The organism is Bacillus sp. V3B (assembly GCF_024494465.1).
Lineage (GTDB): Bacteria > Bacillota > Bacilli > Bacillales > Cytobacillaceae > Bacillus_BD.
This window is the reverse complement of sequence record NZ_JAETXM010000002.1, coordinates 175844-189268: the sequence shown is the minus strand read 5'-3', so window position 1 is coordinate 189268 and position 13425 is coordinate 175844. Positions and strand designations below refer to the sequence as shown.

The window sequence follows — 13425 nt, the reverse complement described above, 5'->3', positions numbered from 1 at the left end:
CCAGCATGGTAATTTAGTGGCTAACTGAACAAAATGAAATGTAGCGAAGACCCCTAACTGTATACAAAATAAGTGATTGACTAGCTATTTAAATGAAGGTGTAATTGTTCGAAAGCTTGTCCAATCTCTTTTGCTTGATGTGCATCAGATCCATAAACAAGGGGAATGTCTAATTTTAGAGCCTCCTCAATGACCCAATTAGGGGGATAAGGTTCGCGACACAATGGTTTGGCTGTACCAGCACCATTATAATCAAGGGAATAACCCTGTTCCTTTATTTCTTTTAATAGATGTAATAGAGGAACCCTCTCATCACCATCAAAAGGAAAACGATTTTGAAATTTATGAACAAGTGTAATATGTCCGATTCTTTTTGGTTTATAGGAACCTAACTCTGCTTGAACAGATAATTGCACTGTTTCGTAATATTTTTGGTAAATCTTTTGTATGGACCCGTAAACATGGATCATTTCAGCAAAGCCTTGTGGACTGTAATCAAGGCAATCGTATGTTTGATTATGTTTTAGAAAATGAACAGATAATATCGCATCATCAAGCTTTGGACCTATTTGGTTTAACGCTTTTTTTATTTCACTTTCAAATCCTTCGATGTAATCGACTTCAAGACCGGCATTTATTTTTATTTTTCCTTCATATATTTTTTTTACTCGATCTATTTCTTCAAAGTAGTGGTCTAGTTCTGAATAACTCATGCCACTATCTTTTGTTGGTGTTGTATCGATAAAACCTTCTGGCAGTGGAGCATGTTCGGTAAAGGAGATTTCCTTAAAACCAAGCGTAAGGGCTTTTTCAATATATTCCTCGAAGTGATCATTTGACCCGTGTGGACAAAACGGTGTATGTATATGGCCATCCTTTTTCAATTTGTTCCATCCTCCAATTCTCAATTAAATTTCTATGTGAAAAGTTCAATTCCTTAAAAAGGTTTTACTTTTATGATTTAATGAATATACGGACTTATATGATTTTAAGGCATTATTTTAAGTGAATTGGAAATAAATCTACAAAAAATTGAATTTAATAGTCAAAAATTGTCGTTTACATGGTATCATAAAAACATTGAAAAGAACATGTACGGAGCCTCTAATTGATTTGGGTTTTCATGGCCTCGGCTCTTCTATAGCTTCCTCCTCAATCCACTCCAATGCTAATCTTCAAGGGTGTAATCAATGATGGAAGTTTTTATTGGAAATCAATAGTAAACATGCTCTTAAAACTAATGATTGTTTTTGACTATATAATCGGCTCGTTATAGAACAAGGGGGCATATAATGAAATATATAATCGGGGGAATAGCAGTCTTATTTTGCATATTCCTAGCGGGGTTTTTTATGAAAAAAAAGTATTATAAGGAAATGGATCGGCTAGAAGAATGGAAATTAGATATTACCACTCGCCCTGTACTTGATGAGTTGCAAAAGGTTAAGCAACTAAATATGAATGGTGAGACGGAAGAGCGTTTTGAACGTTGGCGCAGTATATGGGATGAAATTGTAGCGGTTCAGTTACCGGATTTGGAAGAGCTCTTATTTGATGCGGAAGAGTATATTGATAAATATCGTTTTAAAAAAGCAAAAATAAATCAAATGAAGATCAGTAACGTATTAACGAATATAGAAGAACAAATTAAGGAATTGTTAAATGAATTACAAGAGCTTGTCGGTAGTGAGGAAAAGAATCGAATTGAAATAGAAGACTTGAAAGAGACTTATCGAGAAAGTAAGAAAATGCTGCTAGCTCATCGTCACTCATTTGGAAAAATGGAAAAGCACCTTGAGCAAAGGCTAGAGGATGTTTCACAGAGTTTTGTTCAATTTGATGAGAATACAACAAATGGAAATTATTTGGCTGCTCGAGAGATTGTCTTAAGAATTAAGGGAATATTAGAAAAGGCAAAAAAGGATATGGAAATGATTCCAAGTATTCTTATCGAATGCCAAGCAACGCTTCCTTCACAATTGTATGAGTTAAAGGAAGGGTATAAAGAAATGTATGCCGAGGGGTATATACTTGACCACATCCAAGTGGAAAAAGAAGCAGAAAGAATCTCGCAAGAAATAGTAGAATGTTTAAACCAGATCGAACAATCTGAAATGGAAGAAATCCAAGGTAAAATAGATCAGTGGAAAGAAAACATTGATGATTTATATGATTTGCTTGAAAAAGAAGTATTAGCTAAGCATGAGATTAAGCAGGGTGACCGAGAAATTTTAGAAATGCTACAGACAGCAACAGCGGTAAATAATGAATTAAATGATGAATTGATCCAAATTCAATCTAGTTATCATCTTCAGGAATCCGATATGGAAGTTGTTGGGGAATTATCGAAAAAGTTAGATCAGCTATTTTATCGATTTGAGTTAATAGAGATTAAAACAAATGAAAATCAAGCAGCTTATTCGCATTTAAGGGAAGAGATGTTAGCTGTTAAAGTGATTTTAGGAATGATTGCTGAAGAACAAGCTGATTTTGCGGAAAAATTACAGGATTTGCGGAAAGATGAATTAGTTGCTTGGGAACAAATAAACGAATTAAAGAAAAGTGTAGCTGAAACCATTCGTCTAATTTCTAAAAGCAATATACCAGGTGTACCACAAGAGTATAAATATTTAATAGAAGAGGCCCAGGAAAGTATTCAACAAGTCATGGAAAAGTTTGACGAAAAGCCTATCGATATTCCAGTGTTACAAGAATTCTTAGAAGTGGCTGTTCTGACAGTTGAAAGGGTAACCAAAAAAACAGCCGATCTTTTTGAGATGGTTAGGCTGGCTGAGAAATTGATTCAATATGGGAATCGTTACAGAAGCAAGTATGCTTCCGTTGACAAAGGATTAAAAGAAGCAGAAGAATCTTTTCGATCTTTTGATTATAAAGAAGCATATGAACAAGCGGCTGACACTATTGAAAAAGTAGAACCAGGTGCCTTAAAGAAGATAGAAGATTTATTAGAAGTATAGGGATACACAAAAGGTTTGCTCAAAAGGCAAACCTTTTGTGTGTGCTGAGAACTTTAAATATTTGAGTGTTTTTCAAATCACATTGATTGTGTTAATATCTTGAGTTAGCGGGAGAATGATCGCTAACAGGAAGGAGAAATGATGATTTATTTTGATAATAGTGCAACAACTAAACCATTTCCGGAAGTCATTGATTCTTTTGTAAAGGTTTCTACTGACTATTTTGGAAATCCCTCTTCACTGCATGGACTGGGAGGACAAGTGGAAAAATTATTGAGTCAAGCAAGAACTCAAACAGCAACACTCCTTTCTGTGAAACAAAACGAAATCCTTTTTACGTCAGGTGGAACGGAAGGTAACAACCTAGCGATAAAAGGAGTTGCTTTAGCCTATAAAGAAAGAGGGAAGCATCTTATTACAACGGCGGTTGAGCATGCTTCTGTTCGAGAGTCCTTTAAACAGTTGGAAGATATGGGATTTGACATCACAGCTGTTCCGGTTGATTCGAATGGACGAGTTCATGTAGATGATATTAGGAAGGCTATCCGGCCCGATACCATTTTTGTGTCCGTAATGCATGTAAATAATGAGGTTGGTACCATTCAACCAATAGAAGATATTGGTCAACTTTTGAAAAACTATCCGAAAATACGGTTTCATGTTGACTATGTACAGGGAGTTGGAAAAGTACCATTAGATTTGAATGAAAGTCAAATCGACCTCTGTACTATTTCAGCTCATAAGTTCCATGGCGTTAAAGGAATTGGTTTGCTATTTGTTCGAGAAGGAGTTAAACTTCATCCGTTATTTACTGGTGGCAGTCAAGAAAGAAAAGTAAGAAGTGGAACGGAAAACGTTGCGGGTGCTGTAAGTATGGCAAAAGCATTACGCTTGACTTTAGAAAAGATGGACAATGAAACCGATCATTTAAATAGAGTGTCGCATGAATTGCGAAAGGGATTGGAGAAAATTTCTGGGGTGATGCTGAATACCCCAGAAGAATTTTCAGCACCACATATTTTGAATTTTTCCATTCCACATATGAAATCAGAAGTAATTGTTCATGCTTTAGAAGAAAAAGAGATCTATGTGTCAACTACTTCCGCATGCTCTTCAAAACAAAAAACAATAAGTAACACACTTGTAGCAATGGGAATTCCTGAGGAACGTGCGGGTAGTGCTATTCGTGTTAGTTTGTCATATAATAATACAATGGATGAAGTAAAAAAGGTTCTTTTAGCTGTGGAAGAAACTATTTTTACGTTAAGAAAGGTTATGAAGTGATATGAACTATGATCAAATACTAATCCGCTATGGGGAGCTTTCGACAAAGGGGAGAAACCGAAGCAAATTCGTAGAAAAACTAGGAAATAGTGTAAGAAGAATTTTACATGATTTTCCTAAAGTAGGGATTAAATGTACACGTGACCGAACGTACGTAATTTTAAATGGTGAAGATGGAAGTCAAATTCTTGAACGGTTGAAGAACGTCTTTGGAATTCAGTCTTTTAGTCCGGTAATGAAGACGGGGAAAGATATAGAGGAAATGAAAGATGTGGCACTTCAACTGTTTAAAAAAGTTTATCAAGAAGGTCAGACATTTAAAATCACAACAAAGCGGGCCGATAAAACTTTTTTTATGGAAACAGATGAATTGAATCATACGTTTGGTGCTCATATGCTACAAAATGTCCCGAATTTAAAGGTAAATGTAAAACAGCCAGATATTAATATGCAAATTGAAATTCGAACAGAGGCGACATATATTTCTTGTGAAACAATCCAAGGTGCTGGGGGGCTTCCAGCTGGCTCAAGTGGAAAAGCAATGCTTATGCTTTCAGGAGGAATCGACAGTCCAGTGGCAGGACATTTATCGATGAAAAGAGGACTTGAAGTAGAAGGAGTTCACTTTTTTAGTCCACCTTTTACGAGTGAACGTGCGAAACAAAAAGTGCTTGATTTATCAGAAAAGCTAGCCTATATGAATGGACATTTTGTGTTACACATTGTCCCGTTTACTGACATTCAACAACTAATACAAAAACAAGTACCCGAAAATTATTCGATGACAACCACAAGGCGATTAATGCTGCGTATTACAGATGCGATTAGAGAAAAGCAGGAGGCGTTAGCCATTGTGACAGGTGAAAGTCTTGGACAAGTTGCAAGTCAGACACTTGAAAGTATGTATGCAATCAATGAAGTAACAAATACACCTATTTTAAGGCCACTTATTATGATGGATAAATCAGATATTGTCGACATTGCGCAGTCCATCGATACCCATGATATATCGATTAGGCCTTATGAAGATTGTTGTACGATTTTTGTTCCAGCATCTCCAAAAACAAAACCTAAGCGTGAAAAGGTCATGCGTTACGAAAGCTTTGTTGATTTCGAGCCGTATATCCAAGAGGCAGTTGAAAATATTGAGACGATTATCATTAAACCCCAAGCAAACAAAGCTGATTTATTCAACGAGCTTTTTTAGTACCTAACTAGCTTTAAGGTCTTACTCTTTTCTTACATTTCGTGAACAATTTACCAGCGTTGTTGCTGTATGAAGCGATGTGATTCTACACATTCTATACTCACAAGGAGGTGATATCACATGGCAAACAACAGCAACTCAAACCAATTATTAGTTCCTGGTGTAGAACAAGCTCTTCAACAAATGAAATATGAAATTGCTTCTGAGTTTGGTGTAAACCTTGGTGCTGAAACAACTTCTCGTGCTAACGGTTCCGTTGGTGGAGAAATTACTAAGCGTTTAGTTCAAATGGCTGAGCAACAAATGGGTGGAGCTTCAAGATAATAAAAAATATAAATAAAGATGGCTACAAGGAGTGGGACAAAAGTTCCCACTCCTTTTATGTGTTTTATTTAAAAGTCTGGAAATGAACCATCTAATTAGGATCTACTCATAATAACTGGTTAAAAGTTTGTACTAGAAAAATTACTGTAGTGTGGTATCATGAAAAGCAGATAATTTTGGAGGCGAAAAAAGATGAAACGAGAAGATTTGATTGCGCCATTACAGTACAATCTTGTTTCAGAAATGGAACGTTTTGCAAAACAAAAAGAGAAAATAGCAGTTAAATGGGAGAGTTATGAAGGCCAAACAGAAGAAATTACATATGAGACATTATTAAAAAAAGCTAATAAAATTGGAAATGTATTGTTAGAAAAAGGTTTGCAAAAAGGGGATGTTATCCTCATTATCATTCCCAGATTAATTGAAGCTTATGAAGTATACTTAGCGGCACTAAAGTTAGGCCTTGTTGTGATTCCAAGCTCTGAAATGCTGCGAACGAAGGATCTCCAATACCGAATTACACATGGGGATGTAAAAGGAGTTATTAGCTATTATCCATACACAGGTGAATTTGAACCTATTCATGAAATGGATTCTATCGTAAAGTTTGTTATTGGCGGAGAGGCAGAAGGCTGGGAACGTTTAGATGAAGAAATGAAAAAAGTATCTGAAGATCTAATATTAGCAGATACAAGTCGAGATGATATGGCATTCTTATCTTATACATCAGGTACAACGGGTAATCCGAAGGCAGTTGTTCATACACATGGCTGGGCTTACGCACATCTTCGGACGGCTGGATCCCACTGGCTTTGTATCAATGAAGGGGATACGGTTTGGGCAACAGCTGGACCTGGTTGGATGAAATGGATTTGGAGTCCATTTTTAGCTGTATTAGGTTCAGGTGCGACAGGGATCTCTTATCACGGGAAATTTGAACCGGAAAAATATTTACAATTACTTGAAAAATATCAGGTGAATGTTCTTTGTTGTACACCAACTGAATATCGTCTTATAGCAAAAGTAGATCATCTTCATGATTATAATCTTTCTGATATCCATAGTGCTGTTTCTGCCGGTGAGCCACTTAATCGGGAAGTCATCGATATCTTTAACAAACAGTTCAATCTCAAAGTTAGAGATGGCTATGGTCAAACGGAAAACACTCTGTTAGTGGGGATTACGAAGGAAATGGAGTTAAAACCTGGTTCGATGGGAAAACCTACACCAGGTAATCGAGTTGAAATTATCAACGATAAAGGCGAAATTTGTGATGTAGGAGAAGTCGGGGACATTGCTGTTCATAAAGATACTCCTGCCTTATTTAAAGAATATTATAAAGAACCAGAAAGAACAGCCAAACAATATCGTGGAGATTATTATGTGACAGGTGATCAAGCAAAGAAGGATGAAGAAGGTTATTTTTGGTTTGAAGGACGAAGCGATGATATTATCATTAGTTCAGGCTATACAATTGGACCATTTGAAGTAGAAGATGCCCTTGTTAAGCACCCGTATGTAAAAGAGTGTGCGGTTGTAGCCAGTCCAGATAGGGATCGTGGGAATGTTGTAAAAGCATTTATTATTCTAAAAGACGGAATTACAGAAAATGAAGCTGATCTAGTGAAAATGCTTCAAAGTCATGTAAAAGAGATGACGGCTCCGTATAAATATCCGCGAAGAATTGAATTTGTGGATGAACTTCCAAAAACATCTTCTGGAAAAATTCGACGTATCGAACTAAGGAATAAAGAGTTAGAGATCTTAAGCAAAGACTAAAAGTAGAAAAGAGAAAAGCGGACGATTTTGTCTGCTTTTCCGTTTTCTACTCTTGTTTGTTGCGCAATTCTATTTTAAATCCGCTAGAATTAAAGTTACACAAAGACTCGTTTTACTTTTTCCCAAAATGAGTTGTCTTTTAACTTTAGTGTATTAATCTTTTTGTCACTTAGTTTAATTTCTATTTTTTCAAGGTTATGGATACTGACGGCCTCGTTATCCATCGCCATTGTTGGATGTTCGTTTCCTTCTTTTACGATCTTTAATGTTAAAACCCGATCTTGGCTTAATATAAAAGGTGAACCAAGTGTACGGTAATGATTATTATTTAAAGAACCAAGCTCAGTAATTTGCATGCATGGAAGTAACGGGTCTACAACAGCTCCATTTACTGATTTATTATAAGCTGTACTACCAGTCGGGGTAGAGACAACTACTCCATCCCCTCTAAATGTTTCAAAATGTAAAGTATCAATAAAGACATCCATTATAAAGGTTTTTACAATATTAGATTGAATGCTAAATTCATTTAAACAATTGTAAGTAGTATGATTGTCAATGGTTACTTCAATAGTCGGTTTGCTCCGTACTTCCATTTGTTCTGATGTCATAGCATCCATTAGGTTTGATGCATCACGCAGGTGGAAATCACTATAAAGGCTTAAGGAATCAGTGGTTGAAATACCAACATACACGCAGTCTTCACGAAACCTGGTCTGGCGAACTGCTTGTAGGAAAGTCCCATCTCCACCAAGACTTGCAATAATATTTGCTTCTTTAGAATGATGAACAACTGTGAATCCATATTGGCTTGCCAGAGTATTAAGTGAATCAATTTCCTTTTGTATTTCTGGTTCATGTTTGTGATAAAAGTAAATGTTACGATCTTGAATCATATGTATATTCCCTCCTTAACTTAATAATACTAAAATTATTTAAAATTTTCAAAAATTTTGTTTTTTAGTAATTATAGATGTTTTGAAACAATTTTCCAGTTAAATCGTATAAAATAATAATACATAGAAAACAAAGGAGGACGATTATGTGAGTGGGAAACGTTGGGCAGCACTTGGCATTGCTGCGGCATTGCTTATTTTCTCCATCGTAATAAATACTTTTACGACTATTTTTAGCAAAGATTTTCAGGAGACGATGGGTGAGTTTATGAATCCAACAAGTGATTTAATGAATGAAGAGATAATTGAGGAAGGCAACGCTAGGAAAAAAATTGTCGTACTTGATGTAAATGGTACGATTCAAGACACAGGAGAGCCATCGTCAATTTTTGCCACAGTAGGTTATAACCATCAAGATTTTCTTGAAAATCTTGATGCTGCGAAAGAAGATTCTTCTGTAAAGGGAATGATTATTCGAGTGAACACTCCTGGCGGTGGTGTTGTGGAGAGTGCACAAATTCATGATAAGATTGTTGAAATTCAAGAAGAAACAAAAAAACCAGTCTATATTTCAATGGGCTCAATGGCGGCTTCAGGTGGTTATTACATATCAGCTCCGGCTAATAAAATTTTTGCAAGCCCAGAAACATTGACAGGCTCCCTCGGAGTTATTATGCAAGGGATTAATTATGCTGGGCTTGCTGAGAAATATGGTGTTAAGTTTGAAACGATTAAGAGCGGTGAGTTTAAAGATATCATGAGTCCATCAAGAGAAATGACAGAAGAAGAGAGAGCTATTTTACAAGATATGATCAATAATTCGTACGATGGTTTTGTAAAGGTGATTTCTGAGGGTAGGGATATGGATGAAGATAAAGTAAGGAGAATTGCTGATGGAAGAATCTATGATGGTCGACAGGCGAAGGAATTAAACTTAATTGATGGCTTTGGCTATTTTGAAACAGTGGTTGATGAAATGCAAAAGGATTATAAATTAGAGGATGCACAAGTCATTAAGTATACTGAGGATCTTGGATTTGGTTCACTTTTTGGCATGAGTGCTCGTCAATTGATAGGGCAGGATGATGTTGAACTCGCTGGATTACTTCAGTTGTTGTCACAACAAAATTCACCACGTTTGATGTACTTGTATGCAGAATAGGGGGGTGAAGAAATGGATTCAAAACAAGAAGATTTAGATAAAGTAGATAAAAAAAATGGTGATCATTTGATTTCACAATCAATGAAGGTTGAAGATGATGCAAATCAACATGTTGAAAGAGCGATGCTTCTAGAAGACACTTCTGTTTTTTTAGATGATAAAAGAGTGGAAGCACCCTATTATAAATATGCCGGCTTTTGGATGAGGTTTTGGGCTTATTTACTGGACTTGGTTGTTATTGGTAGTATCAATGGAATAACCGTTTATCCCATTTTTAGAGCATTGGATTTTTCTCGAAGTGATGCAAGTATGTTTGCCCCTATATCAATCGTAACGGCAGTGACCTTTTACGCTTATTTTGTATTTATGACAAAATTCTTTGGTCAAACAATAGGAAAGATGGTATTTGGTTTGAAGGTCATCTCTCTTCAAGGTCAAAAGCTAAACTGGTCAACCATTATATTTCGAGAATGGATTGGGCGTTTTATTTCGGGAACGATTCTGATTCTGTATGTTGTGGTTGGTTTTTTACCGAAAAAGCAAGGAATTCACGATTTGTTTGCAGACACTACTGTTGTTTATGAACGTTCATAGGATTTTGATATGTATGAAAATAAACCTGCCTTAACAAGGCAGGTTTATTTGTTCCTTTTTTTGCCAATAATAATATAAGCTGAAAGGTGTGAACAAAAGTGAAGTGGATCTTGTTCGGTTGTTTACTTATATTGATCTTGTTATTGATCATCATTATGACAAAAGTAAAAGTAGGGATCAATTATTTTCATGCTCAAGATAATGATTCTTTGAAAATTGAGTTTAGGGCATTATTTGGGCTTATCAAATATAAATTAGATGTGCCTCTCGTTAAAGTAGATGATAATTCGCCAACAATCGTTGTGGAAGAAGAGATTCAAAAGGGAGAGAAAGAAACAACGCAAAAAGGAACCAAGCAATTTTCTGCTGAAGACTTTTTAAATAGCTTCAAAGATATGAAAACCCTTTTGGAACATGTTGTATCGTTTCATCAGATTGTTCGTCATTTTTGTCATAAAGTAAATATTACACAAGTAGAGTGGCAAACGGTGATGGGGACAGGTGATGCTGCTTTAACAGGAATGTTGACAGGGGCTGTGTGGACAATTAAAGGAAGCATCATAGGGATAATTAGCCATTATTTTCGAATGAAAAACAGCCCCCATCTGTCTGTCCAACCACATTTTCAACTAGCAGTTACGCAAACTTCTTTTAAATGTATGCTTCAATTTAGAATCGGGCATGCTATGGTTGCAGGAATTAAACTGGTGAAATTCTGGAAAGGTGGATGGCCACAATTTACATCAAAGCCGTTATCCACTCTGTTTCAGAATAAGTCAAAACCAGTCTCATAAAGGAGGAAGTAAACAATGTCCGATCATCCAATTCAAGGATTAATGACAACCGCGATGGAAAATTTAAAGGAAATGATTGATGTAAATACCATTATTGGAGATCCGGTTGAAACCCCTGATGGAAGTGTCATTATAACCGTTTCAAAAGTTGGTTTTGGTTTTGCTGCTGGTGGCAGTGAATTTGTTATGGATAATCAATCTGGCGGGGGAAGTCAAGGGTCTGAAAAGCCAAAGGTTCCATTTGGTGGTGGTAGTGGTGGTGGTGTTTCAATCACACCAATCGCATTTCTAATTGTGAATGCTCATGGGGTAAAAATGGTTCATCTTGATGAAAACACTCATTTGTATGAACGGATTTTGGATTTAGCGCCACAAGCAGTGGATAAAATTCAACAAATGTTTGAGAACAAAGGAAACAGTCAATCAAGTTCACAAGATCCATCAAGCTCACAGGGGCAATCAAGTTCACAACAATCAAAAGAACCATATAACGGTCCAAAACAAGATTTAGACTTATAAAAAAGGTGCAGAGGTTAACTTTCGTGTTAGGGAGTTAACCTTTTTTGTCGTGCCACCTATTTTAATGTTAGGCACCACGTATAAACAATTTATCCTAATTTGTATTTTTTGGAGCTTGATATCGATTTTTGAATGCAAAATAATTGCAATAAAGGGGTCTAGACGATATAGTTTACACTGTACATAAATTGTTTAAGGAGGAAATTTATATGGCATCTGTAACATTTGGTGGAAACGCAGTAACTTTGTTAGGAAATGAAGTAAAAGTAGGGGACAAGGCTCCAAATTTCAGTGTGTTAGCGAATGATTTATCACCTGTTACTTTAGAGGACTCAAAAGGAAGTGTACGTATCATTAGTGTTGTTCCATCAATAGATACGGGCGTGTGTGATGCACAAACACGTCGTTTTAATGAAGAAGCTTCTAAACTTGAAAATGTTCAAATTTTAACGATTAGTGTTGATCTTCCTTTTGCTCAAGGTCGTTGGTGTGCAGCAGCAGGAATTGATAAAGTACAAACATTATCAGATCATCGTGATCTTTCTTTCGGTGAAGCTTATGGGGTAGCAATTCAAGAGTTACGCTTACTTGCTCGTTCAGTATTTGTTGTCGATTCAAATGATAATGTAACATATGCTGAATATGTAAGTGAAGTAACAGATCATCCTAATTATGAAGCGGCTATTGAAGCAGCTAAACAAGCAAAATAAACAACATACATGTTTAACAAGATAGAAATTATGTTAACACTGTAGAAAGTCGGCAATCTGTGCTGGCTTTCTTTTTTTCTGAGATTTCCAAATAAATATATATAGTCCTACACTTTTGTTATGAACTTGTATATCATGAAAAACCTCGATAGAATTAGGAAAAGAAATTAAATACAGGAGGAATTGCAGTGAAAACCACTCCGGTTGAAGAATTATTTACAGTTATAAACGAAACGGCAGTATTATTGCAAGAAGAGTTAAACGTAAGCTATATAGAGGCATTAGCAGAAACAGGGGAAAATATATTTCACCAATCCGTTTTACAGAAGGAACTTAGTGAACTGACTGTAAAAAGGCTTAAAAAGATCTACGAAGACATCCAAATCAATAAATTCACAAAAGAAGAGATTCGAAAGTCCTTTCAACTTGCCATCTTAAAAGGGATGAAGGAAAGTGCCCAACCCAATCATCAAATGACCCCTGATTCAATTGGCATGCTCGTAGGATACTTACTACATAAACTTGTGAAGAAAAATACTTATCGATTAATGGATCCTGCTGTTGGGACAGGGAATTTATTAACAGCTGCCATGAATCAAGAAATTGAGAAAACGATTGAAGGAGTCGGAATTGATATTGACGATCTTTTAATTAAGTTAGCTTATATGAATGCTAATTTACAAGAACACCCCATCGATTTTTTTAATCAAGATAGTCTAGAACCTCTTTTTGTTGAACCAGTTGATGCCGTTATAAGTGATTTGCCTGTTGGCTATTATCCCAATGATATAAGAGCAAATGATTATGAATTGAAGGCAGATGAAGGCCATTCTTACTCTCATCATTTGTTTATTGAGCAGAGTATTCGTCATGTGAAGCCAGGAGGCTATTTAATCTTTATTATTCCTAATGGACTTTTTGAAAGTGAGCAAGCGGAAAAACTCCATCAATATTTCAAAACAACGGTACTGATTCAAGGAATTATTCAATTGCCTGAAAGTATGTTTAAGAACAAACAGACTTCAAAGAGTATTTTGATCCTACAGAAAAAGGATGATGAGGTACAACCACCAAAACAAGTCCTGTTAGTAAACATGCCTAGCTTGTCTAAAGGGCAAGAAGTAGAAAATATACTTGGTAAAATTAACCAATGGATTATTGAAAATAAAGGGAAATAA

The 13425-nt window shown here is 35.9% G+C and carries 13 protein-coding genes; 11 read left to right on the top strand and 2 right to left on the bottom strand.

The window, feature by feature from the left end; genetic code table 11:
• Positions 1 to 80: 80 nt before the first annotated feature.
• Positions 81 to 884 (bottom strand): histidinol-phosphatase HisJ, encoded by an 804-nt coding sequence (hisJ, locus tag JMM81_RS05360; protein ID WP_256240498.1) that lies wholly within the window; start codon positions 882 to 884, stop codon positions 81 to 83.
• A 408-nt stretch (positions 885 to 1292) separates the two neighbouring features.
• Between hisJ and ezrA the strand changes: the two genes are divergently transcribed.
• The 5 genes from ezrA (at position 1293) to mbcS (ending at position 7572) form a co-directional block, all read left to right on the top strand.
• Positions 1293 to 2978: a septation ring formation regulator EzrA gene (gene ezrA, locus JMM81_RS05355; RefSeq protein WP_256240497.1), complete on the top strand. Its 1686-nt coding sequence runs from the start codon at positions 1293 to 1295 to the stop codon at positions 2976 to 2978.
• A gap of 141 nt (positions 2979 to 3119) precedes the next feature.
• Complete coding sequence (locus tag JMM81_RS05350) at positions 3120 to 4262, top strand: cysteine desulfurase family protein (RefSeq protein ID WP_256240587.1); 1143 nt, start codon at positions 3120 to 3122, stop codon at positions 4260 to 4262.
• 1 nt (position 4263) lies between these two features.
• Positions 4264 to 5469: a tRNA uracil 4-sulfurtransferase ThiI gene (gene thiI, locus JMM81_RS05345; protein ID WP_256240496.1), complete on the top strand. Its 1206-nt coding sequence runs from the start codon at positions 4264 to 4266 to the stop codon at positions 5467 to 5469.
• Between the two features lie 120 nt (positions 5470 to 5589).
• Positions 5590 to 5793: an alpha/beta-type small acid-soluble spore protein gene (locus JMM81_RS05340; protein WP_256240495.1), complete on the top strand. Its 204-nt coding sequence runs from the start codon at positions 5590 to 5592 to the stop codon at positions 5791 to 5793.
• A 192-nt stretch (positions 5794 to 5985) separates the two neighbouring features.
• Entirely contained in the window at positions 5986 to 7572 is a 1587-nt protein-coding gene (gene mbcS, locus JMM81_RS05335; RefSeq protein WP_256240494.1) for an acyl-CoA synthetase MbcS, read from the top strand.
• 95 nt (positions 7573 to 7667) lie between these two features.
• On the opposite strand, the gene JMM81_RS05330 is transcribed toward mbcS, so the two are convergent.
• Entirely contained in the window at positions 7668 to 8468 is an 801-nt protein-coding gene (locus JMM81_RS05330; protein ID WP_256240493.1) for an NAD kinase, read from the bottom strand.
• Between the two features lie 148 nt (positions 8469 to 8616).
• Here JMM81_RS05330 and sppA point away from each other — a divergent pair, with 148 nt between their 5' ends.
• From sppA to JMM81_RS05300, 6 genes are all read left to right on the top strand, one after another.
• Positions 8617 to 9630, top strand: a complete 1014-nt coding sequence (sppA, locus tag JMM81_RS05325) for a signal peptide peptidase SppA (RefSeq protein WP_256240492.1) — start codon at positions 8617 to 8619, stop codon at positions 9628 to 9630.
• Between the two features lie 123 nt (positions 9631 to 9753).
• Positions 9754 to 10224, top strand: coding sequence for an RDD family protein (locus JMM81_RS05320; RefSeq protein ID WP_256240586.1), 471 nt, complete (start codon positions 9754 to 9756; stop codon positions 10222 to 10224).
• A gap of 98 nt (positions 10225 to 10322) precedes the next feature.
• On the top strand, positions 10323 to 11018 hold the full coding sequence (locus tag JMM81_RS05315; protein ID WP_256240491.1) for a DUF2953 domain-containing protein: 696 nt from the start codon (positions 10323 to 10325) through the stop codon (positions 11016 to 11018).
• A 15-nt stretch (positions 11019 to 11033) separates the two neighbouring features.
• Positions 11034 to 11537 carry a GerW family sporulation protein gene (ytfJ, locus tag JMM81_RS05310; RefSeq protein ID WP_256240490.1) on the top strand — a complete coding sequence of 168 codons (504 nt, stop codon included), beginning with the start codon at positions 11034 to 11036 and terminating at the stop codon, positions 11535 to 11537.
• Between the two features lie 209 nt (positions 11538 to 11746).
• Entirely contained in the window at positions 11747 to 12247 is a 501-nt protein-coding gene (gene tpx, locus JMM81_RS05305; protein WP_256240489.1) for a thiol peroxidase, read from the top strand.
• A 188-nt stretch (positions 12248 to 12435) separates the two neighbouring features.
• The gene (locus JMM81_RS05300) at positions 12436 to 13425 is read left to right on the top strand and encodes a class I SAM-dependent methyltransferase (protein WP_256240488.1); all 990 of its coding nucleotides are present in this window, start codon (positions 12436 to 12438) and stop codon (positions 13423 to 13425) included.

Coding starts and splice junctions, on each gene's coding strand:
- JMM81_RS05340 (WP_256240495.1), top strand. CDS start 5,590: ATGGCAAACAACAGCAACTCAAACCAATTATTAGTTCCTGGTGTAGAA.
- JMM81_RS05320 (WP_256240586.1), top strand. CDS start 9,754: ATGCTTCTAGAAGACACTTCTGTTTTTTTAGATGATAAAAGAGTGGAA.
- JMM81_RS05330 (WP_256240493.1), bottom strand. CDS start 8,468: ATGATTCAAGATCGTAACATTTACTTTTATCACAAACATGAACCAGAA.
- JMM81_RS05350 (WP_256240587.1), top strand. CDS start 3,120: ATGATTTATTTTGATAATAGTGCAACAACTAAACCATTTCCGGAAGTC.
- tpx (WP_256240489.1), top strand. CDS start 11,747: ATGGCATCTGTAACATTTGGTGGAAACGCAGTAACTTTGTTAGGAAAT.
- ezrA (WP_256240497.1), top strand. CDS start 1,293: ATGAAATATATAATCGGGGGAATAGCAGTCTTATTTTGCATATTCCTA.
- mbcS (WP_256240494.1), top strand. CDS start 5,986: ATGAAACGAGAAGATTTGATTGCGCCATTACAGTACAATCTTGTTTCA.
- ytfJ (WP_256240490.1), top strand. CDS start 11,034: ATGTCCGATCATCCAATTCAAGGATTAATGACAACCGCGATGGAAAAT.
- thiI (WP_256240496.1), top strand. CDS start 4,264: ATGAACTATGATCAAATACTAATCCGCTATGGGGAGCTTTCGACAAAG.